The 21,641-nt window shown below is 63.3% G+C and carries 22 protein-coding genes; 17 read left to right on the top strand and 5 right to left on the bottom strand.

All coding sequences use genetic code 11. The annotated features are described in order from the left end of the window. The first annotated feature begins 54 nt into the window (after nucleotides 1-54). The gene (locus CNQ84_RS03380; RefSeq protein WP_096003506.1) at nucleotides 55-996 is read left to right on the top strand and encodes a GGDEF domain-containing protein; all 942 of its coding nucleotides are present in this window, start codon (nucleotides 55-57) and stop codon (nucleotides 994-996) included. Nucleotides 997-1,034: 38 nt separating this feature from the next. Here the strand turns inward: CNQ84_RS03380 and CNQ84_RS03375 are convergent, their stop codons facing one another. The 3 genes from CNQ84_RS03375 to hrpB form a co-directional block, all read right to left on the bottom strand. Next, on the bottom strand, nucleotides 1,035-1,607 hold the full coding sequence (locus CNQ84_RS03375; protein WP_174704237.1) for a TMEM165/GDT1 family protein: 573 nt from the start codon (nucleotides 1,605-1,607) through the stop codon (nucleotides 1,035-1,037). Between the two features lie 456 nt (nucleotides 1,608-2,063). Beyond that, nucleotides 2,064-3,083, bottom strand: coding sequence for a methyltransferase (locus CNQ84_RS03370; protein WP_096003504.1), 1,020 nt, complete (start codon nucleotides 3,081-3,083; stop codon nucleotides 2,064-2,066). A 71-nt stretch (nucleotides 3,084-3,154) separates the two neighbouring features. Then, entirely contained in the window at nucleotides 3,155-5,692 is a 2,538-nt protein-coding gene (gene hrpB, locus CNQ84_RS03365) for an ATP-dependent helicase HrpB (RefSeq protein ID WP_096003503.1), read from the bottom strand. A 117-nt stretch (nucleotides 5,693-5,809) separates the two neighbouring features. Between hrpB and CNQ84_RS03360 the strand changes: the two genes are divergently transcribed. From CNQ84_RS03360 to CNQ84_RS03320, 9 genes are all read left to right on the top strand, one after another. Beyond that, nucleotides 5,810-6,226: a polyribonucleotide nucleotidyltransferase gene (locus CNQ84_RS03360; RefSeq protein WP_096003502.1), complete on the top strand. Its 417-nt coding sequence runs from the start codon at nucleotides 5,810-5,812 to the stop codon at nucleotides 6,224-6,226. Between the two features lie 11 nt (nucleotides 6,227-6,237). Then, nucleotides 6,238-7,107, top strand: a complete 870-nt coding sequence (locus CNQ84_RS03355; protein WP_096003744.1) for a cation diffusion facilitator family transporter — start codon at nucleotides 6,238-6,240, stop codon at nucleotides 7,105-7,107. A 305-nt stretch (nucleotides 7,108-7,412) separates the two neighbouring features. Then, a complete protein-coding gene (locus CNQ84_RS03350) occupies nucleotides 7,413-7,901 on the top strand; it encodes an Lrp/AsnC family transcriptional regulator (RefSeq protein WP_096003501.1) in 489 nt (162 codons plus the stop codon). Between the two features lie 84 nt (nucleotides 7,902-7,985). Continuing rightward, nucleotides 7,986-8,156, top strand: a complete 171-nt coding sequence (locus CNQ84_RS03345; protein WP_096003743.1) for a DUF2788 domain-containing protein — start codon at nucleotides 7,986-7,988, stop codon at nucleotides 8,154-8,156. Between the two features lie 94 nt (nucleotides 8,157-8,250). Then, entirely contained in the window at nucleotides 8,251-8,889 is a 639-nt protein-coding gene (locus tag CNQ84_RS03340; protein WP_096003500.1) for a TetR/AcrR family transcriptional regulator, read from the top strand. Beyond that, nucleotides 8,886-10,538 carry an acyl-CoA dehydrogenase family protein gene (locus tag CNQ84_RS03335; protein ID WP_096003499.1) on the top strand — a complete coding sequence of 551 codons (1,653 nt, stop codon included), beginning with the start codon at nucleotides 8,886-8,888 and terminating at the stop codon, nucleotides 10,536-10,538. Before CNQ84_RS03340 ends, CNQ84_RS03335 begins: the two co-directional genes overlap by 4 nt. Before the next feature lie 9 nt (nucleotides 10,539-10,547). After that, nucleotides 10,548-10,988, top strand: coding sequence for a PaaI family thioesterase (locus CNQ84_RS03330; protein WP_096003498.1), 441 nt, complete (start codon nucleotides 10,548-10,550; stop codon nucleotides 10,986-10,988). Between the two features lie 213 nt (nucleotides 10,989-11,201). Continuing rightward, nucleotides 11,202-11,822: a pseudouridine synthase gene (locus CNQ84_RS03325; protein ID WP_096003497.1), complete on the top strand. Its 621-nt coding sequence runs from the start codon at nucleotides 11,202-11,204 to the stop codon at nucleotides 11,820-11,822. A gap of 42 nt (nucleotides 11,823-11,864) precedes the next feature. Continuing rightward, the gene (locus CNQ84_RS03320) at nucleotides 11,865-13,334 is read left to right on the top strand and encodes a class I adenylate-forming enzyme family protein (protein ID WP_096003496.1); all 1,470 of its coding nucleotides are present in this window, start codon (nucleotides 11,865-11,867) and stop codon (nucleotides 13,332-13,334) included. Nucleotides 13,335-13,384: 50 nt separating this feature from the next. Here CNQ84_RS03320 and CNQ84_RS03315 read toward each other — a convergent pair whose 3' ends face one another. Continuing rightward, nucleotides 13,385-13,807, bottom strand: coding sequence for an Mpo1 family 2-hydroxy fatty acid dioxygenase (locus tag CNQ84_RS03315; protein WP_096003495.1), 423 nt, complete (start codon nucleotides 13,805-13,807; stop codon nucleotides 13,385-13,387). Between the two features lie 247 nt (nucleotides 13,808-14,054). Here CNQ84_RS03315 and CNQ84_RS03310 point away from each other — a divergent pair, with 247 nt between their 5' ends. The 6 genes from CNQ84_RS03310 (at nucleotide 14,055) to CNQ84_RS03285 (ending at nucleotide 19,427) form a co-directional block, all read left to right on the top strand. Then, a complete protein-coding gene (locus CNQ84_RS03310; RefSeq protein ID WP_096003494.1) occupies nucleotides 14,055-15,317 on the top strand; it encodes a DUF1835 domain-containing protein in 1,263 nt (420 codons plus the stop codon). A 105-nt stretch (nucleotides 15,318-15,422) separates the two neighbouring features. After that, complete coding sequence (locus CNQ84_RS03305) at nucleotides 15,423-16,223, top strand: hydroxymethylpyrimidine/phosphomethylpyrimidine kinase (RefSeq protein WP_096003742.1); 801 nt, start codon at nucleotides 15,423-15,425, stop codon at nucleotides 16,221-16,223. Further along, nucleotides 16,220-16,849 carry a thiamine phosphate synthase gene (gene thiE / locus CNQ84_RS03300; protein WP_096003493.1) on the top strand — a complete coding sequence of 210 codons (630 nt, stop codon included), beginning with the start codon at nucleotides 16,220-16,222 and terminating at the stop codon, nucleotides 16,847-16,849. The genes CNQ84_RS03305 and thiE overlap by 4 nt, the downstream gene beginning before the upstream one ends. 10 nt (nucleotides 16,850-16,859) lie before the next feature. After that, a complete protein-coding gene (hemL, locus tag CNQ84_RS03295; protein WP_096003492.1) occupies nucleotides 16,860-18,140 on the top strand; it encodes a glutamate-1-semialdehyde 2,1-aminomutase in 1,281 nt (426 codons plus the stop codon). After that, complete coding sequence (locus CNQ84_RS03290; RefSeq protein ID WP_096003491.1) at nucleotides 18,137-18,793, top strand: hypothetical protein; 657 nt, start codon at nucleotides 18,137-18,139, stop codon at nucleotides 18,791-18,793. The genes hemL and CNQ84_RS03290 overlap by 4 nt, the downstream gene beginning before the upstream one ends. Nucleotides 18,794-18,812: 19 nt before the next feature. Further along, on the top strand, nucleotides 18,813-19,427 hold the full coding sequence (locus CNQ84_RS03285) for a tetratricopeptide repeat protein (RefSeq protein ID WP_096003490.1): 615 nt from the start codon (nucleotides 18,813-18,815) through the stop codon (nucleotides 19,425-19,427). Between the two features lie 347 nt (nucleotides 19,428-19,774). On the opposite strand, the gene CNQ84_RS03280 is transcribed toward CNQ84_RS03285, so the two are convergent. Continuing rightward, nucleotides 19,775-20,104, bottom strand: a complete 330-nt coding sequence (locus tag CNQ84_RS03280) for a DUF1820 family protein (RefSeq protein ID WP_096003489.1) — start codon at nucleotides 20,102-20,104, stop codon at nucleotides 19,775-19,777. 147 nt (nucleotides 20,105-20,251) lie between these two features. Here CNQ84_RS03280 and miaB point away from each other — a divergent pair, with 147 nt between their 5' ends. Beyond that, complete coding sequence (gene miaB, locus CNQ84_RS03275; RefSeq protein WP_096003488.1) at nucleotides 20,252-21,580, top strand: tRNA (N6-isopentenyl adenosine(37)-C2)-methylthiotransferase MiaB; 1,329 nt, start codon at nucleotides 20,252-20,254, stop codon at nucleotides 21,578-21,580. Nucleotides 21,581-21,641 lie beyond the last annotated feature (61 nt).

The raw sequence follows: 21,641 nt of genomic DNA, 5'->3' as shown, positions 1-21,641 counted from the left end.
CTGCTAACGTTTATCCGTGACAGATTGACACCATCCGCCAGAAGAGATGTGACCATGACCGACATCGCCACCGAAATTGCCCAAGACAGCGCGGTATACAAGACCCTGCTGGAATCGACCAAGGCCATTCCGTGGAAGATCGACTGGAAGACCATGGCTTTCACCTACATTGGCCCGCAGATCGAGCACCTGCTGGGCTGGCGGCAGGACAGCTGGCTGAGCGTGGACGACTGGGCCACCCGCATGCACCCGGAAGACCGCGAGTGGGTGGTCAACTTTTGCGTATCGCAGTCACAATCCGGCACCGACCACGAGGCGGACTACCGCGCCCTGACTGCCGATGGAGACTATGTCTGGATTCGCGATGTGGTGCATGTGGCGCGGGACGAGAACGGCGAGGTAGAAGCGCTGATCGGCTTTATGTTCGACATCAGCGAGCGCAAGAAGACCGAAGAGAAGCTCAAGGCTCTGCAACGAGAGCTCGAAGAACTCTCGTTCAAGGACGGCCTGACCGGCGTCGCCAACCGGCGCATGTTCGACTCCATTTTGCAGCTGGAATGGACCAACGCGCGTCGCAACGGCCAACCGCTTTCACTGATCCTGCTGGATATCGACTACTTCAAACAGTACAACGATCATTATGGCCACATTGCCGGTGACGACTGCCTAAAGCGGGTTGCCAAGGTACTCAGCGGCGCGGCGGCCCGGGCCAGAGACTTTTTCGCCCGCTACGGCGGAGAGGAGTTTATTCTGGTGCTGCCGGAAACCGACGTCAGCGCCGCCGAGCGTGTGGCCGAGCGTTGCCGGGCACTGCTGTTCAAGGAGCAGATCACTCACGCCAACTCACCGGTCAGCCAGCTTCTGACCATCAGCATGGGTATTGGCACCATTACCCCGAGCCAGCGGGACGACCCGCGAGCCTTTCTGGACAAGGTCGACCGCAGCCTTTATCAGGCCAAGCAACAGGGCCGCGACCGCATGATCAACAACGGCTGATCATGCGGGCGTGCTGCTGGGCGGCACAACGCTGGCTGCTAGCTGCCAGCCAGCAGCAACCAGAGCGAATACAGCCCCAGCAGCAGGAAGGCAAAGGCAGTAACACGGCGGATCAGCGTCAGCGGCAGACGCTCGGCAGCCACATTGCCCAAAATCACCACCGGTACGTTGGCCAGCAGCATGCCAACGGTCGTCCCCAGAACAACCCAGACGTAAGCATCAAATTGCGCAGCCAGCACGACGGTCGCTATCTGTGTCTTGTCGCCCATCTCCGCCAGAAAAAACGCAATCACGGTCGCCACAAAAGCACCGTAACGCCCTACCGGCGGCGCTTCGTCCTCGTCCAGCTTGTCCGGGATCAGGGTCCAGGCGGCAACCGCCAGAAACGACACGGCAAGGATCGCGTGCTGCCAGGTGTCGTTCAGGTAGTCGGCAACCAGTTGACCAATGGCACCCGCCATTGCGTGATTGACCAGGGTCGCCACCAGAATGCCCCAGATGATCGGCCAAGGGCGACGAAAACGGGCTGCCAACAGCAGCGCCAGCAGTTGGGTTTTGTCGCCGATCTCTGCCAGCGTAACAATCCCGCTTGATACGAAAAAAGCGTCCACGGATTTTCCAAATGAGGGCGGGTCGGATTCCATTGACACACGCACACCCCCGCCCTCGGCTGGTGTTCGCGTGTCAAAGGTCTCGTCAAACCCGGTACCGCGCGGAGCGGTGGAGGGTCGCAAACGCCATGATCTGCGGATCAATTATGTTGACGTTTGCCAGTGCAAGCCAGGGAAGCACTGATTAATTCCGCATGCCCTCTGGCGTTCAGGCTGGGCCGCATCCGGCTGGGCTGCAATCAAGGCGTGATTTCGAAGGCATGTCGGGACCTGTCGAGAAATCACAACACAGGGTGCGGCCCAGCCTGTACGCCCCGTAGGGCGAGCGCTCAAGCATGCATCTGCACGCTTGAGCACTCGCAGAGGGCGTGTGGAATTAATCAGTGCTTCCCTAGCGCTTGCAAGGAGGCTACTCCCCTAAGACGGACGCAACTATAACGACTTGCTATCAGCCAATCAACCTGGCGCGACCGCCGAGTAGACTTTGAAACGGTTGTTCTCGCGCAGCACATTACAGGGGCCAATATGCTCCTCTATCAACGGCGGATAGCGCAGAAATCCGTTAGCCACAATGCGCAGCTCGCCGCGTGGCAGCAGGTTACGGGTGACCTGATTGAAAAAGCGCTCGGCAATGCTGGTGTCCTGGCGGATGCCGGTGTGAAACGGCGGATTGCTGATCACAGCGACAAAGCGGCCGTGCACATCACTCAATCCATCAGAGGGGTAAACCTCTGCCTCGATACCGTTGAGCGACAGCGACTGCCCGGCGCAGTAGATTGCCAGCGCGTCGATATCCACCAGCTCGAATCGGCAGCCCGGATTACGCCGCGCCATAACCACCGACAGCACCCCGGAGCCACAGCCAAAATCCAGCACGCGCCCCTCGGGCAACGGTCGCCGCTCTTCAAGCAGCAGCTCGCTGCCCTCGTCCAGCCGACCATGACTGAACACGCCGGGCAGGCTGACCAGTTGCAGCGGCTGATCATCAATACTCAGTTCGTAGCGCTGCAGCCAGTCTTCCAGTTGGAACGGCGCAACCGACTGATCGACCACCACCCGCCAGAGCTGACAGTGACGCGCCGAGTCCAGCTTTTCAGGCTGCGCCCCGTAGCGCCCCAGCAGCTTCTCCGCGCGGGTGATGCCGCCCTTCTTTTCGCCAACCAGATAGACCGGCTTGCCCTGCGCCAGCAACGGCACCATCTGCGCCAGCGCATACTCCGCGCGCTCGATCGCCTTGGGCATGACCAGAATTGCCGCATCCAGATCATCGACCTGCGGACACAGATGCGAGAACACCAGGCGATCCTCCGGCAGCGCACCGGCCAGGCCGCGACTGGCCGCATAATCCCAGTTCCACAGCGTCCAGTCTGCCGCCAGGCTGCGCGTCAGACCATCGGCCGCGGGATTGACCAGCAGTAGTCGCTGACCGCTGAACAGCTCGGCGCTGCGCTCAAGAATCTGGCTGGTGTTGTCCATCGGGCTCTCCGCTGATCAAAGGGGCGCATTGTAAGGGATGTGCTGATCCAGGGAAGCACAGAACAACTCAGTCAGGTGCCACGCGGCTTGGCGCGGCGGGTGGGTTCGGCCTGCAGCGGGTCATCCGGCCAATAATGCTTGGGATAACGCCCCTTCAAGTCCTTTTTTACCTCGGCATAACTGCCCTGCCAGAACCCGGCCAGATCCTGAGTAACCTGCACCGGACGCTGGGCCGGCGAGAGCAGATGCAGTTTGAGCGCCTGCCGACCTCCCGCGATGCGCGGCGTATCGGCACTGCCAAACATTTCCTGCAGACGCACAGCGAGTACCGGCGGCGTCTCGCTGTAATCGATGCGAATGCGCGAGCCGGTCGGCACTGTCCAGTGGGTCGGCGCCTGTTCGTCCAGCTCTTTGGGCAGCGGCCAGGGCAGCAGCCCGGCGAGGATGTTGCCCAGCTCCAGATTGGCGAAGTGGGCGAGCCGGGTGACCTTGTCCAGATAAGGCGCCAGCCAGTCTTCCAGGCTGGCGAGCAGGGCCTCGTCCGACAGGTCCGGCCAGCGGCTGTCCGCAGCTTGCGCAAGATCCAGCTCGCGCAGCAACATGACCCGCGCCTGCCACTGACGCTGCTCCGGCTTCCACGGCAGCAGGTTGATGCCCTGACGTCGCACCACCTCACAGAGCGCGCGTTGACGCTGCTCCGGCGCCACGTTCGGCAAGGCTTTACGACGCCAGACCAGCTCGCCGATCCGCTCTTGCCGTTCGGCCATCAGCGTCTCGCTGCGGCTGTCCCACTCCAATGTGTCACGCGTCGCCAGCATGCTTGGTTCCACCGCCAGCAGACGCTCAACGTTCAGCTCGGCGGCCATGAATATGCGCGCCTGGCGCTGCCCCCCCTGCCCACCCAACGCCGCCACGGCCAGCCACTCGCACTGCTGCAGGCGATCGACGTCGACAAAGCCGGCCGAGCGGCCATTGGCCAGACGGTAGTCTGAACCCGCAGCACCACGGCGCTGGGCAATACGATCCGGGTAGGCCAGCGCCAGCAGCACGCCATGCCAGTCATCACTCTGCGGATCGCTGACCGGGTCGTTACACGGCAGGCGGCTCAGCATGCGCTTCCATTGCTCTACCAGTCGTTTGGCACGCTGCAGCGCGCCACGATCGACATCGGCCCCGCGCGGGTCGTCAAACAGGCCAAGTCGGGTACCAAGATCAGCGTTGTCAGCGCGGCGCAGCAGATCGCGTTCATCGACTACCGCTGCGATACGCGCCGCCAATTCGCCCAGCCCAAGGCGCTGCCCCTCGACCAGCATATGCGCCAGCCTCGGGTGCATTGGCAAGCCCGCCAGGACGCGGCCATGCTCGGTCAATTGCCAGTGGGCGCCATCGCGTACCAAGGCGCCCAAGCGCTCCAGCAGCTCCCTCCCCTGCTGCAACGCAGCGGCAGGCGGCGGGTCGAGCCAGACCAGTTCACTGGGCTCTTGAATACCCCACTGAGCCAGTTGCAATGCCAGCGGTGCGAGATCGGCCTGCAGCATTTCGGCGTCGCTCTGCGCAGCCAACTGCTCATGCTGCTGCGCCGACCACAACCGATAGCAGACACCGGGCTCCAGCCGCCCCGCACGGCCAGCGCGCTGCTCCGCCGCTGCACGGGATACCCGGCGGGTCTGCAGGGCACTCATGCCCGACAGCGGATCAAAAGCGGCCTCGCGTGACAGGCCAGCATCCACCACCACCCTGATGCCTTCGATAGTCAGGCTGGTCTCGGCAATGGCGGTCGCCAGCACGATCTTGCGCGCACCCTCCGGCGCTGGCGCAATTGCACGGCGCTGCGCGGTCAGATCGAGATCACCATACAATGGAGTCAGCAGCACCTTCGGCTGGTCGCCCAAGGCCTCTTCCAGGCGCGCCAGCACCCGGCGGATCTCGGCCATGCCCGGCAAGAACACCAACACGCTACCCGCCTCTTCTTCCACTGCGCGCAGCACGGTCTGAACGACCTCGGCATCATTTGCCCGACCCAACGTCGCCGGCGCGCCATAGCGTATATCCACCGGGTACTGACGCCCTTCGCTGGTGATGATCGGCGCATCATCCAGCAAGCTGCTGACACCCTCGGCATCCAGCGTTGCCGACATGACCAGCAATCGCAGCGGTGGATCATCGCGCAGGTACTGCTGGGTCTGCACGCACAGCGCCAGCCCCAGATCCGCATCCAGACTCCGCTCGTGAAACTCATCGAAAATCACCACGCCGACACCCGGCAGCTCCGGATCGTCCTGCAGCAGACGCTGCAATATGCCCTCGGTAACCACCTCGATGCGCGTCGCTGCGCTGACCTTGCTCTCCAGCCGAATGCGATAACCGACCGTTTGCCCAACCGGCTCACCCAGCAACTCGGCCAGGCGCTCGGCAGCCGCTCGCGCCGCCAGCCGTCGCGGCTCGAGCATGATGATCTTCTGCCCGGCCAGCCAATCGCACCTCAGCAATGCCAACGGCACCAACGTGGTTTTGCCCGCACCAGGCGGCGCCTGCAGCACCACCGAGTGACGCGCGCTCAAGGTCTGTTGAAGCTCGGGCAGTATCTGGGAAACGGGCAGGTCGTTCATGGGGCCTGGACTGACTGAAATGAGCCCGCATTATAGCGGCCGAAGGCTTCCCGTCACGCAGGCCGCCGGCTATGCTAAAGCCGATTTCCAGTCAACCCTCTGCTGTGAGCGCCTCGCGTGAAAACCCGACTCAAACCTCTGGCCGCCATCGTGCTGTGCGGCAGCCTTATCACCCAACTCAGCGCCTGCGGTTCGATTTTTTACCCCGAACGGCGAGGCCAGATCAGCGGCCAGATTGACCCAGGCGTCGCCATCCTCAATGGCATCGGCCTGCTGATCTACATCATCCCGGGCCTGATCGCCTTTGGCGTCGACTTCGCAACCGGTGCCATCTACCTGCCGAATGGTAAATACAGCGTTGCCCCGGAGACCCTGCAGCAGGCAGTCGACGAGGACGGCCAGGTCGATACCGCCATGCTGCAGCAGATTCTCAAGCAGCAGCTGGGACAGGATCTGCCGCTCGCCGAAGCGACCCAGATCAAGGCCGAATCACTCAGCCAACTGGCCCTGCTGCAACACACTGGCCGCGGCTGATGAGTTCACCGCTGGCCACCGGCGAGGAGCGCGCCCGGCTGCTGCGGCTGGCGACCCGCGCCTCGGTCGCCGTTGCGCTGATGCTGATCGCGCTAAAGGCCACGGTCTGGATGAGCACCGGCTCGGTCAGCCTGCTGGCTGGCCTGATCGACTCGCTGATGGACGCAGCCGCGTCGATCATCAACCTGCTTGCCGTTGGCTACGCCCTGAAGCCCGCTGACAAGGAACACCGCTTTGGCCACGGCAAGGCAGAGGCGCTGGCTGGGCTGGCGCAGTCTGCCTTTATCACCGGGTCAGCGGTGCTGGTGCTGCTGCAGGGCATCAACCGCCTGCTGAATCCCGAGCCGCTGGATACCGCCTGGGCCGGTGTGGCTGTGATGGTGTTCTCCATCGCCGCTACGCTCGGCCTGCTGGTGATCCAGAAACACGTTATCGCCCGGACCCACTCCACCGCCGTCGGCGCCGACGCCCTGCATTACCGCTCCGACCTGCTGCTCAACCTCAGCATCATCATCGCCCTGCTGCTCGCCCAGTTCGGCATTCAGCAGGCAGATGCGCTGTTCGGTCTGGGCATAGCATTGTTCATCGGCTACGGCGCCGTGCGCATCGGGCTGGATGCCATTCAGATTCTGATGGACCATGAACTGCCTGACGACGTGCGTGCCGAGGCCCTGCGCATCGCCCGCTCCGTACCCGACGTCATCGACGTACATGACCTGCGCACCCGTCAGTCCGGGCAACATTGGTTTATGCAGCTGCATCTTGAGCTGCCGGCCACGCTCACCCTGGCTGAGGCCCACGAACGGGGCGAGCAAGCCCGGCTGGCGATCATGGCGCGCTACCCGCAGGCCGACGTACTGGTCCACAAGGACCCGGCCTGAGCGCATAAAAAAGGCGAGCTGCCTGCAGGGCAGCTCGCCTTTTTACGTCCCCTTCCATCCTCTTGGGATGATGCCTTTGCTCCCGTGCCTTGTGGGCTGGGTAACCGGTTTGCCGCACATCTTCTGGATGTTCTGGCTTCGCTTCGCCTTGTGGACGCAGCGATCTGGACGACCGGCTCTGGCTGAATCTGTTGAACATGGTATCGCGACAGCCCGGACATTAATTCCCTCTTTTTGCACAAATGCTTGCCAATCGCGCAATAAAAACCTAAAAATCAGACAACACCAGCAATCGGTTAAAACCTATGGATTCTCTCAACCTTGATCGCTACGACCTGAAGATCCTCGCCGCCCTGCAACACGACGCCCGCATCAGCAATCAGGAGCTGGCCGAACGCATCGGCCTGTCCCCCTCGCCCTGCTCGCGCCGGGTCAAGCAACTGGAAGAAAGCGGCCTGATCCGCCGCCAGGTGGCCCTGCTCGATCCTGCCAAGCTGGGTCTCAAGCTGACCGCCTTTGTCATGATCGGCATGGACCGTCACACCCCGGAACGCTTCGCCGGCTTTGAAAAGGTGATTGCTCAGTGCCCCGAGGTCCTCGACTGCTGCCTGGTCACCGGCATGGACGCCGACTACCACCTGCGCGTGGTGGTGCCGGACATGGAGCACTATCAGCAACTGCTGCTGGGCACGCTGACGCGCATTGAAGGCGTCTCCAGCGTACGCTCCAGCTTCGTGCTTCATCAGATCATTGCCAGTACGGAGCTGCCGCTGACGCATTTGAGCAAGCGCTGATTTATCGGTGCGACACCGCTATACTGGCGCCCCACTTTTGCGCCGGAGTCGCCTGTGAATTACGAACAGTTCGAAGCCATTGCCATGCCCCTGATGATTTTCGGGCTGGTTGCCTTTATGGGTTTCATCGTCTGGGATCTGGCCAAGCAGTCCAAGGCCGGCCGCTACGGTACCGCCGTGCTGTTCTTTGCGCTGGGCCTGGGTGTGGCCGCCTTCATCGTCAAGGAAGTGTTGATCATGGTGGTCGAACACTGACCAATTCAGCCGCTTTTCTGGCTGTTTTCCCCGCTGCTCCAACGTCTGAATCCTGATTCACTAGCACTCAAAGAAGTGAACCAGGATTCAGAACATGGCCTACCGCACCACCGCCAGCCGCATCGAGCGCGATCAAGCGCTACGCGAACACATCCTCGACTGCGCCGTACAGCAGGTCGCCGAGGGTGGATTCAGCTCGCTGACCATGAGTACGCTGGCGCGCAACGCCGGTGTGGCCACCGGCAGCCTGTACCGGCATTTCTCCGGCAAGGGCGAGCTGGCTGCCGACGTTTTCGTCAAGGCCACGCGGCTTGAGCTGGATACCCTCAAGCAGCAGTTCCAGGCCAAAGGCCGCGCGGTCGACCGCCTGCGCAACGGCCTGACCCAGTTTGCCGCACGCGCCTGGCACAGCCGCCAGCTCGCCTATGCGCTGATTGCCGAACCCGCCGAAGAAGAAGTCGAGACCCAGCGTCTGTACTACCGTCAGGCCTATGCATCGCTGTACGGCGAACTGATCGCCGAGGGCATCGCCGACGGCAGCTTTCAGGTCGAGAACATTCCGCTGACATCCGCCTGCGTGGTCGGGGCTGTCGCCGAATCGCTGGTCGGCCCGCTCTCACCACAGGCCCGAGCAGACCGCGAGAGCGGCCTGCCCAGCGAAACGCTGGAGGCCGTCACCCTCGCCATTGTTCGTTTCTGCCTGCGCGCCATCAACGCCAAGGAGGTTCCATGAGCCAGTTACAGCAGTACGCCGAAACCCACGAAGTCACCAATCAGGTCCCACCGCTGGAAGGCATCAACCTGTATCGCGCCGACCTGCCACTGCAGGAATGGGTGCATCGCTACCAGGGCGACTGGGCCGACATGCAGCTCAACGCCTACGGCCAGCTGGCAGGCGGCGCGCTGATGGAGGCGGGCTTCCTGGCTAATGAGAACAAGCCGGTATTCAAGAGCCATGACCGCTACGGTCACCGCGTGGATACGGTCGACTTCCACCCGGCGTATCACGAACTGATGGCCGCCGGCATCAAAGCCGGCATCACCAGCGCACCCTGGAACGATCCGCGCCCCGGCGCACAGGTTGCCCGTGCAGCCACCATGTACCTGCACAACCAGGCCGAGGCAGGCACCAGCTGCCCGATGACCATGAGCTTTGCCTGCGTCCCCGCGCTGCGCCTGCAGCCCGACATCGCCAAGACCTGGCTGCCGAAGATCCTGTCCGGCCAGTACGACCCGCGCAACCTGCCGATTGAGCAGAAGAGCGGCGCCACCATTGGCATGGCGATGACCGAGAAACAGGGCGGCACCGACGTGCGCGCCAACACCACGCGCGCCTACCCGGTGGGTGTCGGCGGTCCGGGGCAGGCGTATGAACTGGTCGGCCACAAGTGGTTCTGTTCAGCGCCAATGTGCGACGCCTTCCTCACCCTGGCGCAGACCGACAAGGGCCTGAGCTGCTTCCTGCTGCCGCGCCACCGCCCCGACGGCAGCCGAAACGAATTTTACGTGCAGCGCCTGAAGAACAAGTTGGGCAACTGGGCCAACGCCTCCAGCGAGGTCGAGTACCGCGGAGCGCTGGCCTGGATGGTTGGCCCGGAGGGGCGCGGCGTACCCACCATCATCGAGATGGTCTCGCTGACCCGCTTCGACTGCATGATCGGCTCCAGCTCGCTGATGCGCCAAGCGCTGACCCAGGCGACGCATCACTGCGCGCACCGCACCGTCGGCACGCGGGTTCTAAGCGAGCAGCCGCTGATGCAAAACGTGCTGGCCGATCTGGCGTTGGAAAGCGAAGCCGCGTTGGCCCTGACCATGCGCATGGGCAGAGCGCTGGACAACGCCCACGATGCGCAGGAGGACAAGTTCGCTCGCCTGGTCACCGCCATCGGCAAATACTGGATCTGCAAACGCGCGCCCGGCATGATCAACGAAGCACAGGAGTGTCTAGGTGGTGCCGGCTACGTTGAAGAAACCATCCTGCCGCGCCTGTACCGCGAAGCGCCGGTCAACTCAATCTGGGAAGGCTCAGGCAACGTGCAATGTCTGGATGTTCTGCGCGCACTGTCCAAAGAACCGGGCGTGCTTGATGCCCTGTTCATCGAACTCGGTGACGGCCACGGTTCCAGCGCGCTGAAACAGCGCATCGAGCACATCAAGCAGCACTTTGCCGACACCGACGACATTCAATACCGCGCCCGCCAACTGACCGAAGATGTCGCCATCGCACTGCAGGCCAAACTGCTGCTCGAAGCAGGCAACAGCACGGTATCCGACGCCTTTATCGCCAGCCGCCTGGGCGAGCACGGGCAAGCGTATGGCACACTGCCGCGCGGCATAGATGTGGCGGCGCTGGTCACCCGCTCCACACCGGCCAACCTCTGAGGGATGCGCATGAACAGAACACAACAAGAGATCGAAGCGCTGGTTCGCAGCGGCTTTGACCGCGCCGCCTTTCTCAGCGACCTGGGTGTCAAGCTGGTTGCCTGCGGGCCCGGCTGGGTCGAAACCGAGCTGCCGATTCTCCACCGCCACAGCCAGCAAAATGGCTTCGTCCATGCTGGGGTGCAAGGCACCATTGCCGACCACAGCGCTGGCGCCGCCGCCGCCACGCTGCTGCCTGAGGGCTACGCGCCACTGACGGTCGAGTTCAAGCTCAACCTGCTGCGCCCGGCGCTGTGTGAGACCCTGCTGTGCCGCGCCGAGGTACTCAAACCGGGCAAGCAGATCAGCGTCGTCGAGGCCGAGGTATTCGCATTACAGAAGGGTAAGAAGCGGCTGTTCAGCAAGGCCACCGTCACCCTTGCCGTGGTCTCAAGTGATGGGCTGGCCTAGGGTCTGTTGCCATTTCGTTCACCCGCCTGCCGGAGGCCATTTTTTGGCCAGGCAAGGCGGAGGAAGCGCAGTGTAGTCGCTCTACATAAGCGACCGACAACGCAGCATGGCCAAAAAATGGCACCGGCCCTAGCAGGCCGCCCTTCCCAGCCGCCCACCGCCAGAGGGACAATGCTCGGCCGCCCTGCACAGCCGATCAGACCAAGGAATCGCATGAAGCAACGCCCCCGCTCAGCTCAGTCGCGCCCGCCGCAGCGCGTTCGCCGCAAACCCGCGCCGCCGCCTGCCGAGCCGCGCCTGATTGCGCTGAACAAACCCTTTGATGTGCTGACCCAGTTCACCGACGGAGGTGGGCGCGCAACCCTGCGTGACTTTGTCGACATCCCCGGGGTGTATCCGGCCGGTCGTCTGGATCGCGACAGCGAAGGGTTGCTGCTGCTGACCAATGACGGTCGTCTGCAGGCACGCATTACTGACCCGAAACACAAGCTGCCAAAGACCTATTGGGTGCAGGTTGAGGGCGAGCCCAGCGAGCAGCAACTGAAGCAGCTGCGCGATGGCCCCGAACTGAACGACGGCCCGACCCGACCCGCAGAGGTCGAGCAGATCGACGAGCCTGCCCTGTGGCCGCGCAATCCGCCGGTGCGCTTTCGCAAGAGCGTGCCCACCCGCTGGCTGGCGATCACCATCCGCGAAGGCCGCAACCGCCAGGTGCGCCGCATGACCGCCGCCGTTGGCCTGCCAACCCTGCGACTGGTGCGCGTGCGCATCGGCGACTGGACGCTGGACAACCTGCTACCGGGCCAATGGAGAGATATCCCTATCAGCCATTGACCCTGCATATCATCAATCAACAAGAACAACAGGATGCTACGCATGAACATACCTAAGCTGCTCGCCGTCAATGCCCGCAAATTCCCTTCTGGCGAGGCGCTGATTACGCCCGAGTGCCGCCTCAGCTGGTCCGAGCTGCACGATCAGAGCCTGCGCCTGGCAGCCCACTTGCACGAGCAGTATGAGATCGGCGCCGGCGACCGCGTTGCCTTGTACCTGCCCAACGGCTACAGCTGGGTACTGGGTTATTTTGCGGTGATCAACCTGGGCGCCATTGTGGTGCCGATCAATGCGCGCCTGACCAGTGCGGAGCTGGAGTACATCCTTGGCGACTGCGACGCCCGTGTGGTTATCGCCCAGGGCGAGCACGCCGAACGTGCCAGCGCCCTGGCGCCCTGCCTGCGACTGGACCAGCCGTCAGCCCAGCTGGCCGACATGCACGCCCGCTGGCTGGTCGCCGACGCAGCAGCCGACCAGCCCTGCACCCTGCTCTACACCTCCGGCACCACCGGCAAACCCAAGGGCGTACTGTTTGACCATCACGCCCTGCTGACCGTCGCGACCGCCTCAGCAGTGGAAATGGACATGCGCCCGCACAGCCGCCTGCTGCACATGATGCCGCTGACCCACTCGGCGCCGCTCAACGTCTTCTTGCTGGGCGGCACCTATGTTGGCGCAGCCCACGTGGTCTTGCCGGAGTTTCACCCCAGGCTGCTGCTCGATACCGTCGAGCAGGAACGTACCACCCACTTCTTTGGTGCGCCGGTGGCCTTTCTGCTGACCGCCCAGCAGCCGGATATCACCGAGCGCGACATCAGCTCGATGCAGGCCTGGGTCTACGGCGGCGGCCCGCTCTCCAGCGAGCAGGTAGCGCTGATCGCCGAGCGTATGCGCACTGACCGTCTGTACTGCGTCTACGGCCTGACCGAAGCAGGGCCGAGCGGCACCATCATGATGCCCGAGGAACATCGCCAGAAAGCAGGATCGATTGGCTGCCGCGGCGCACTGCACACGGAAGTGCGCATGGTCGACGAGCACGGCAACGAGGTTATTGGTGAAGGCACCGGGCAACTGCAGATCCGCACAGAAGGCATGATGCTCGGTTACTGGAACAAACCCGAAGCGACAGCCGAATGCCTGCACAGCGACGGCTGGCTGGACTCCGGGGATCTTGCCCGGCGCGATGCCGGTGGCTACTACTGGGTGCTCGGCCGCGCCAAGGAGTTGATCATTTCCGGCGGCGTCAACGTCTATCCACGGGAGATTGAAGTCGCGCTGGAAGGGCATCCAAATATCGTGGAAGTGGCGGCATTTGGCGTCCCCCACCCGCAATGGGGCGAAACGGTGAAGGCGGTCGTCGTGCTGCGTGAACCGGTGGCCGACCTGCAGGCAGAACTGTCAGCCTTCCTCGAACCGCTGCTGGCCGACTACAAACGCCCGCGCCTGTACGCAGAGATGCAGGCCTTGCCTCGCAACGCCAATGGCAAGGTGATGAAGCACCAGCTGTCGTAGGCCAAGCGCTGATTGGAATGCTACTGGGCGCCGCCCGGCGCCCGTTCAACTCAGTAGCGAATGCCGAGCAATCTGAATACAAAGCCCAGCAGCCAGGCCGGGCCAATCAGCAGGAACTGCAGATCCTTGAAAAAGGACGGCTTCTTGCCCTCGATATGGTGACCAATAAACTGACCGATCCAGGCCAGGACAAAAATCGCCACACTGGGCCAGAACACGTAGGTCATCAGGCTGAGGATCAGCAACATCACCAGGCTGACGACCAGCATGGCAGCCGCAATCTGCCAGGACAGCATGGCATAGAACAGCAGCGAGGCACCCACCACCAGCATCGCCACCCAAGGGTGGATGGCCCACAGCATGCCGAGCACGCTAAAAGTGATCAGCGGCACGCAAATCCAATGCGTCAGCTTGTTGATCGGGTTGCGGTGGCTTTCACCATACTCGTCGAACCATTGGTCAATCGCTTTCATAAAGCACCCTGTTATTGGTCTGATGGGCTACATACTCTGTCTCAGAGTGTAGACAGCATGAGCACAGGATAACCAGTGTCCGCGGCGGCCAGCGGTCATTGACAACGCACGCGACAGCGGCGATCCTTTGGGCCACGCTGCAAGGCGTCCCCGTTCGCGGAAAGGGCTGCGCCCGCTTCACCTTATCTTGAGTCACCCATACGACACCCAGCCTGCCAGGCGGACACAGGCCCGATAAGGGGATCGTATGTCCAGCACCAGCACCCGGCCCATCAGCAACGGCCGCCTCAATCTTGAACAGCAACGCAAGCGCGCCAAGGTATTGCTCAAGGGCATCAACGCAGGCGAGCACTCAGCCTTGGCGCGTGTCACCCAGTGGATCACCCCGCGTAGCGACGCACTCAAGCTGGCCGACGCTCAGCTGGTTATTGCCCGCGAGTGCGGCTTTGCCAGCTGGCCGCGGCTCAAGCAGCATATCGACAGCATCAGCCTGGCCAATCAACGACTGCTGAGCGAGGGGGATCAGGACCTAAAGACCCTGCATATCCGCTGCGGCAGCGATATTCAGCACAGTTTGCGCACTGCGGGTCTGACCGGAGACTTTCTCGAGTTTTCCGACCCTTACTGCATCGGACCGCTGAGTGACAGCGACCCGCAAACCCTGCTGCGTGAGCGCGCCACCTTTCTTGCAGAGGCTTTCGATCTGGCGCCTGCCGACGCGCTGGGCCGCCAGCAACAGGGCTACGGCACATTGCTGAGGCTCGATCAGTATCAACGCATCGTGCTGTGGTTCGAACACGACAGCTACGACCAACTGATTCTCGCCTATCTGCTGCATCGCCTGCGCGAACTGCAGCCCAGCGCTGAGCTGCAGCTGATTGCGGTCGATCAGGTGCCGGGCGTGGAGCGCTTTATCGGCATCGGCCAGTTGGCACCGGAGGTGCTGAGCTGGCTTTGGCCCCAGCGCCGACCGATCAAACCCGAACTGCTCCAACTCGGCAGCGACGCCTGGCACGCACTGACCGCAGACGACCCCACCGCCCTGCTGGCCCTGATTCAAACCGGCACGCCGGCCCTGCCGATGCTCGGCAAGGCCCTGCACCGGCACCTGCAGCAGCTGCCAGGACAGCACGACGGACTCGGGCTGACCGAACGCCTGAGCCTGCAGATTATCCAGCGTCAAGGCCCATTGCCGACAGGCAAGGTCTTCGCCGCCCTGATGCGCAATGACGAGCCACTACCCTATCTGGGCGACCTGATGTTCTGGTGGATACTGCAGCCGCTGCTCGGTGGCACGACCCCGCTACTGCAGATCGACGACAGCGTGGCGGACTGGCCCCAACGGGTTATTCAACTGAGTCCTCAGGGCGAAGCCGTGCTACAGGGCAAGGCGGACGGCTTCACCAGCCGCGCCAATGGCTACTGGGTCGGCGGCGTCGAGCTACAGCCAGGCCAGCCACACTGGCGTTACGATGCGGCGCAACAGAGCCTGCATCGGCACAGCGGCTGAGCCCCCCGCTCGGCGGGCAAGATGGTATGCTAACGCGCTGTCATGCCAGCGGCGGATTCACACCGCCGCTGGTGCATCACCCGTCAGCTCGCGGAAGCGCTCACCATGCCCCAACCCAACCCCTTCAAGCCCGTCGTCCTCTGCCTCTCCGGCCATGATCCGAGTGGCGGAGCCGGCCTGCAGGCCGATATCGAGGCACTGATCGCCCAGGGCTGCCACGCAGCTCCCACGGTTACCGCCCTGACCGTGCAGGACACCGTGGATGTCAGTGACTTCCGCGTACTGGATCGCGAGTGGGTGCTGGCCCAGGCCAACAAGGTGATCAGCGACATGCCCGTCTCGGCGGTCAAGCTGGGCATGCTGGGCTCGGTGGAGATGGTCGATACCGTGCTGGAGCTGATGCAGCGTCTGCCGGACGCACCACTGGTCTGCGACCCGGTGCTACGCGCCGGCGGTGGCGGCTCACTGGGCAAGGACGATGTCGGCTTTGCCATTCGCGAACGCCTGTTCCCGGCTGCCACCATCGCCACCCCAAACCTGCCCGAGGCACGCATTCTGGCCGAACTGCCGGAGGGCAGCGCCGACGAGTGTGCCGACAAATTACTGCCGCATATTCGCCACCTGCTGATTACCGGCGGCCACGGTGACGAGGCGGAAATCCACAACCGCCTGTATTGCGTCGACGGCAGCCGCCACGATTTTACCTGCCCGCGCCTGCCCGGCAGCTACCACGGCTCCGGCTGCACCCTGGCCAGCACCCTGGCTGGTCGCCTGGCGCTGGGCGAAGAGCTGGTCAGCGCGGTGCGTTCAGCACTGGATTACACCTGGCGCACGCTACGTGACGCGGAGCAGCCCGGCCACGGCCAGTACGTGCCGCGTCGTCTGCCGCTGGACTTCTGTTCATGAGGGGGGGCGGTCTCTACGCCATCACCGATAGCGCGCTGCTGGCCGACGGCAAGCTACTGCCCTATGTCGAAGCCGCGCTGATCGGCGGTGCCCGCTGGCTGCAGTATCGCGACAAGTCCGGTGACAGTGTCAAGCGGCTGGAGCAAGCCAGTCAACTGCGCGATTTGTGCCGCCAGTACGGCTGCGAGTTGATCATCAACGATGACTTGGCGCTGGCCGCCGAGCTAGGCGTCGGCCTGCACCTGGGCCAGGAAGACGGCTCCCTGCGCGAGGCCCGCCAGCAACTCGCCCCCCAGGCGCTGCTCGGCGCCACCTGCCATGCCAGCCTGCAGTTGGCTGAAGACGCCATCGATGCCGGCGCCGACCATATCGCCTTTGGGCGCTTTTACACCTCCCAGACCAAGCCGGGTGGGCCCAGCGCCGACCTGCCCCTGCTACGCGCAGCCCGCGCCCGCTTCAGCCTGCCGATCGTCGCCATCGGCGGCATCACGCTGGACAACGCTGCGCCGCTATTGCAAGCCGGTGCCGACTACCTCGCCGTCATCAACGGCCTGTTCGGCGCCCCCAACGCTGAGACGGTGCAGCAACGCGCCCGTCAGTTCAGCCAACTCATTCACGCATCCTGAGAGACTTGCCATGTCCCGTTCCGAATCCCTGTTTGCCAGCGCCCAGAAACACATCCCCGGCGGCGTCAATTCGCCGGTTCGTGCCTTCAAGAGCGTCGGCGGCACGCCGCTGTTCTTCAAGCACGCCGAAGGTGCCTACGTCATTGACGAAGACGACAAGCGCTACGTTGATTACGTCGGCTCCTGGGGCCCGATGATCCTCGGCCACAGCCACCCGGACGTACTGGACGCGGTGCGCAATCAGCTGCAGCACGGTCTGTCCTACGGCGCGCCGACCGCGCTGGAAACCGAAATGGCCGAGCTGGTCTGCTCGCTGGTGCCGTCGATGGACATGGTGCGTATGGTCAGCTCCGGTACTGAAGCCACTATGAGCGCCATTCGTCTGGCTCGCGGCTACACCGGCCGCGACAGCATCATCAAGTTCGAAGGCTGCTACCACGGCCACTCCGACAGCCTGCTGGTCAAGGCCGGTTCCGGCCTGCTGACCCAGGGCGTACCCAGCTCGGCGGGCGTGCCGGCCGACTTCGCCAAACACACCCTGACCCTGCCGTTCAACGACATCGAAGCGGTGCGCAGCACCCTGGCCGACGTTGGCGAGCAGGTCGCCTGCATCATCGTCGAGCCGGTTGCCGGCAACATGAACTGCGTGCCGCCGGCGCCCGGCTTCCTGCAGGGCCTGCGTGAGGCCTGCGACGAGCACGGCGTGGTACTGATTTTCGACGAGGTGATGACCGGTTTCCGCGTGGCCCTCGGCGGCGCCCAGGCGCACTACGGCGTCACTCCTGACCTGACCACCTTCGGCAAGATCATCGGCGGTGGCATGCCGGTTGGCTGCTTCGGTGGCAAGCGCGCCGTGATGGAGTGCATTGCCCCGCTCGGCCCGGTCTATCAGGCCGGCACCCTGTCCGGTAACCCGCTGGCGATGGCCGCCGGCCTGACCACGCTGCGCCTGATCAAGCGTCCTGGCTTCCATGACGAACTGACCGACTACTCCAGCCGCATGCTGGCCGGTCTGCAGGAGCGCGCCGATGCCGCGGGGGTGCCCTTCGTGACCACTCAGGCAGGTGCGATGTTCGGCCTGTACTTCTCCGGCGCCGACGACATCGTCACCTTTGACGACGTGATGGCCAGCGACGTGGAACGCTTCAAGCAGTTCTTCCACCTGATGCTCGATGGTGGCGTCTATCTGGCACCCAGCGCCTTCGAGGCCGGCTTCACCTCCATCGCCCATGGCGACGCAGAACTGAAGCTGACCCTGGACGCTGCCGAAAAGGCCTTCGCCGCCCTATGATCGCTTTGGGTCATGCCCTGCTGACGCTGTTGCTGCTGGCCGTTGGCATCTGGCTCTGGCGCCAGCGCGGACCGCTCAGCCTGCCCGCACGCGGCGCCATCACCGCGGCCCTGCTGGGGCTCGGGCTAGCCGCCACCGCCAGTCTGCTGCTGAGCCTCGGGGCGCTCCCCGGGGCCGACGAGCTGGCACACACCCAGCGCATTCTGGGCCTGGCCGCGCAAAGCCTGAGCCTGCCGCTGCTCGGTCTGGCCGCGCTGTATCTGGGGGTCGGCCTGCGCTGGCAACCGGCTAACTGGGGACGCATTCTGCTGGGCCTGATGGCCGCCTTCGAGCTGAGCCGGCGCATGGACGTCCTGAACAGCTATCAGTGGCTGATCAATTGCGCTGCGCTGCTGGTCATGCTGCTGGCCTGCGTGCGAGTGATGGGCAACGACCGCCGTCCGTTGCCATTGGCGCTGGTCTGCGCTGCCGGCGCCTTGGCGCCGCTATTCAAACAGGGCAGCCCTCCGTTGGCTGACCTGTTTGTTGCCAACGGCACGCTACTGTCGCTATTCCCAGCGCTGCTGGGCGCCGCTTTGACGGTTGGCCTGCTGAGCGAACAGGCGCACAATAAAGCAACGTCCGACGCTGACGCGTCGAGTGATGATTCCTAGCCGAGACCCTGAGTCGCCCATGCACCGCCTGTTTCCACGCCTCGCCCTGTTCAGCCTGCTGGGCTTGCCCGCCGCGCCACTGCTGGCCCAGTCTGACAACCCGCTGCTGATCAGCGCCGAGGACCGCTGCGCCTTTGAACGGGTAGACGACGACAGCCTGCCGATGGCCATTGAGGTCTGCGAAGAAGCGGCCAACGGCGGCGACCTGCGCGCCCAGTTCGAACTCGGCCAGCTGTATTACCGGGGCGAACGGGTAGAACGCAATTACGCCAGCGCGCTGAACTGGCTGGAAAAGGCGTCCATTCAGGGGCAACCCCAGGCGCAGTACCGACTGGGCATGATGCACTTTCAGGGCGAAGGGGTGACACGCAACCTGCCGCAGGCCTACATCATCCTGAAGATGGCAGCCGTCAATGGCAGCAATGAAGCCATGGACGCCGCCGACCTCGTCGCGCTGCAAATGAACGAGCAGGAAACCCAGGTCGCCAATCACGTGCTAGGCACGCTGTTCCGCGACTACCTGGCCCAGATTCGCGAGGAGCAGCTGAGCGGCAGCATTCCCGCCGAGCCTGAGCCGCAAGAGCCCCAGAACGACGGGGAGAACGGAGCAGACGAGGAGCTGGAGCTGCCTTAGGGTCTGTTGATGTTTCGCTCACTCGCCTGCCGGAGGCCATTTTTCGGCCAGGCAAGGCGGAGGGAGCGCAGTGTAGTCGCTCTACATAAGCGACCGACAACGCAGCATGGCCGAAAAATGGCCCCGGCCCTCCGGGTGGGGCCGCCAAGGTTGCGCCTGTAAAGCCGCCACTCGGCGTCGCTCGGCGCTCACGTGGAATGACCACAAGAACGCCGGGAGCGTTTTTGCGCGCCAGCCCCGAAGGGGTGAAGCGCAGGGATGCGCTGAACACCCTACGCTCCTCGCTCCTTGATTGGCGGCTTTACAGGCTGCAACAGGAGGGTGAACGAAGCGTCAACAGACCCTAGTTACTTGTCGCTACGCGGCGGCATCGGGAAATGCATGATATTGCCTGTGCTGGTCGCCTCGCTGATCTTGGCGGTCCCTACCCGCTCCACCTCATCGATGCGAATGATTGAGTGCACCGGGATAAAGCTGCGCTTGACGCCTTCGAACTGACTCTTGAGCTTCTCTTCGGCTGGATCAACCAGCATTTGTGAGCGCTCGCCAAAAATCAGCTCTTCTATTTCCATGAAGCCCCACAGCTCACTCTGGAAAATCTGCTGGGCGTACAGCTCGAAAACCTGTCCCTGGTTCTGGAAGATGACTCGGAAGACCGGTGGCTGTTCTTTACTCATGGCGGCTTGATCAACAGGTTGACATATATGAAGGAACGCCAGAGCAGGACCGCTCGGCGGGCGCGCATCATAGCACAGGGGCCGGCATAACAAAGGCAGGCGCTTGTGTGTATAATCGCCCCTTTTTCCAGCCCCCAGCACATTCCCATGGCCAAGAAACTCTTTATCCAGACCCACGGCTGCCAGATGAACGAGTATGACAGCTCGCGCATGGCAGACCTGCTCGGCGACCACCAGGCAATGGAGCTGACTGACAACCCCGACGAGGCGGATGTCATTCTGCTCAATACCTGCTCGATCCGCGAGAAGGCGCAGGAAAAGGTCTTTTCCGAGCTGGGGCGCTGGCGTCCGCTAAAAGAGAAGAATCCGGAACTGATTATCGGCGTTGGCGGCTGCGTCGCCAGCCAGGAAGGCAGCGCGATCCGTGACCGCGCGTCCTACGTGGACGTGGTGTTCGGCCCGCAGACGCTGCACCGCCTGCCCGAGATGATCGACGCCGCACGTACCACCCACCAGCCGCAGGTGGACGTCAGCTTCCCCGAGATCGAAAAGTTCGACGCCCTGCCCGAGCCCCGCGTGGACGGCCCGACCGCCTTTGTCTCCATCATGGAAGGCTGCAGCAAGTACTGCAGCTTCTGCGTGGTGCCCTACACCCGCGGCGAAGAAGTCAGCCGCCCGCTGGCGGACGTGCTCAGCGAGATCCTTCACCTGGCCGAGAACGGCGTCAAGGAAGTCACCCTGCTAGGTCAGAACGTCAACGGCTACCGCTTTGACGGTACCGACTTTGCGGACCTGCTGCACGCGGTTGCCGCGATCGACGGGATCGAACGCATTCGCTACACCACCAGCCACCCGCTGGAATTCTCCGACGCCATCATCCAGGCCCACGCCGAGATTCCCAAGCTGGTGAAATACCTGCACCTGCCGGTGCAATCGGGCTCCGACCGCGTGCTGGCAGCGATGAAGCGCAACCACACCGCGCTGGAGTACAAGTCGCGCATCCGCAAGCTGAAAGCAGCCGTGCCGGACATCATCCTAAGCTCCGACTTCATCATCGGCTTCCCGGGCGAAACCGACCGTGATTTCGAGCAGACCATGAAGCTGGTCGAGGACGTCGGCTTCGACTTTTCCTACTCCTTTGTCTACAGCGCACGCCCAGGCACCCCGGCCGCCGACCTCAACGACGACACGCCGATGGAGGTGAAAAAGCAGCGCCTGCAGATTCTCCAGGCCCGCCTGAACCAGCAGGGCTTCGAGAACAGCCGCCGTATGGTCGGCACCACCCAGCGCATCCTGGTCAGCGACTTCTCCAAGAAGGACCCAGGCATGCTGCAGGGCCGCACCGAGCACAACCGCGTCGTCAACTTCCGTTGCGACAACCCCGGTCTGATCGGTCAATTTGTCGACGTCGAGATCCTCGAAGCGCTGCCGCATTCGCTCAGAGGTGAACTCACAGCTGCAAGCAGCAAGCCTTAAGCTTCAAGCAGCCCGAACCGGGTCAGCTTGCGGCTTGCTGCTTGTAGCTTGTTACGCCTGA

Origin of the sequence: Pseudomonas abyssi (genome assembly GCF_002307495.1) — a bacterium.
Classification (GTDB): domain Bacteria; phylum Pseudomonadota; class Gammaproteobacteria; order Pseudomonadales; family Pseudomonadaceae; genus Halopseudomonas; species Halopseudomonas abyssi.
Note: the sequence above shows the minus strand (reverse complement) of the source record. Positions and strands in the feature narration are given on the sequence as shown.

What these genes read in the sequence shown, in the direction of transcription:
- CNQ84_RS03370 (WP_096003504.1), bottom strand. Translation starts at nt 3,083, where the DNA reads ATGGACAACACCAGCCAGATTCTTGAGCGCAGCGCCGAGCTGTTCAGC.
- miaB (WP_096003488.1), top strand. Translation starts at nt 20,252, where the DNA reads ATGGCCAAGAAACTCTTTATCCAGACCCACGGCTGCCAGATGAACGAG.
- CNQ84_RS03280 (WP_096003489.1), bottom strand. Translation starts at nt 20,104, where the DNA reads ATGAGTAAAGAACAGCCACCGGTCTTCCGAGTCATCTTCCAGAACCAG.
- CNQ84_RS03340 (WP_096003500.1), top strand. Translation starts at nt 8,251, where the DNA reads ATGGCCTACCGCACCACCGCCAGCCGCATCGAGCGCGATCAAGCGCTA.
- CNQ84_RS03290 (WP_096003491.1), top strand. Translation starts at nt 18,137, where the DNA reads ATGATCGCTTTGGGTCATGCCCTGCTGACGCTGTTGCTGCTGGCCGTT.
- hemL (WP_096003492.1), top strand. Translation starts at nt 16,860, where the DNA reads ATGTCCCGTTCCGAATCCCTGTTTGCCAGCGCCCAGAAACACATCCCC.
- thiE (WP_096003493.1), top strand. Translation starts at nt 16,220, where the DNA reads ATGAGGGGGGGCGGTCTCTACGCCATCACCGATAGCGCGCTGCTGGCC.
- CNQ84_RS03330 (WP_096003498.1), top strand. Translation starts at nt 10,548, where the DNA reads ATGAACAGAACACAACAAGAGATCGAAGCGCTGGTTCGCAGCGGCTTT.
- CNQ84_RS03285 (WP_096003490.1), top strand. Translation starts at nt 18,813, where the DNA reads ATGCACCGCCTGTTTCCACGCCTCGCCCTGTTCAGCCTGCTGGGCTTG.
- CNQ84_RS03305 (WP_096003742.1), top strand. Translation starts at nt 15,423, where the DNA reads ATGCCCCAACCCAACCCCTTCAAGCCCGTCGTCCTCTGCCTCTCCGGC.
- hrpB (WP_096003503.1), bottom strand. Translation starts at nt 5,692, where the DNA reads ATGAACGACCTGCCCGTTTCCCAGATACTGCCCGAGCTTCAACAGACC.
- CNQ84_RS03320 (WP_096003496.1), top strand. Translation starts at nt 11,865, where the DNA reads ATGAACATACCTAAGCTGCTCGCCGTCAATGCCCGCAAATTCCCTTCT.
- CNQ84_RS03315 (WP_096003495.1), bottom strand. Translation starts at nt 13,807, where the DNA reads ATGAAAGCGATTGACCAATGGTTCGACGAGTATGGTGAAAGCCACCGC.
- CNQ84_RS03345 (WP_096003743.1), top strand. Translation starts at nt 7,986, where the DNA reads ATGCCCCTGATGATTTTCGGGCTGGTTGCCTTTATGGGTTTCATCGTC.
- CNQ84_RS03335 (WP_096003499.1), top strand. Translation starts at nt 8,886, where the DNA reads ATGAGCCAGTTACAGCAGTACGCCGAAACCCACGAAGTCACCAATCAG.
- CNQ84_RS03310 (WP_096003494.1), top strand. Translation starts at nt 14,055, where the DNA reads ATGTCCAGCACCAGCACCCGGCCCATCAGCAACGGCCGCCTCAATCTT.
- CNQ84_RS03350 (WP_096003501.1), top strand. Translation starts at nt 7,413, where the DNA reads ATGGATTCTCTCAACCTTGATCGCTACGACCTGAAGATCCTCGCCGCC.
- CNQ84_RS03380 (WP_096003506.1), top strand. Translation starts at nt 55, where the DNA reads ATGACCGACATCGCCACCGAAATTGCCCAAGACAGCGCGGTATACAAG.
- CNQ84_RS03325 (WP_096003497.1), top strand. Translation starts at nt 11,202, where the DNA reads ATGAAGCAACGCCCCCGCTCAGCTCAGTCGCGCCCGCCGCAGCGCGTT.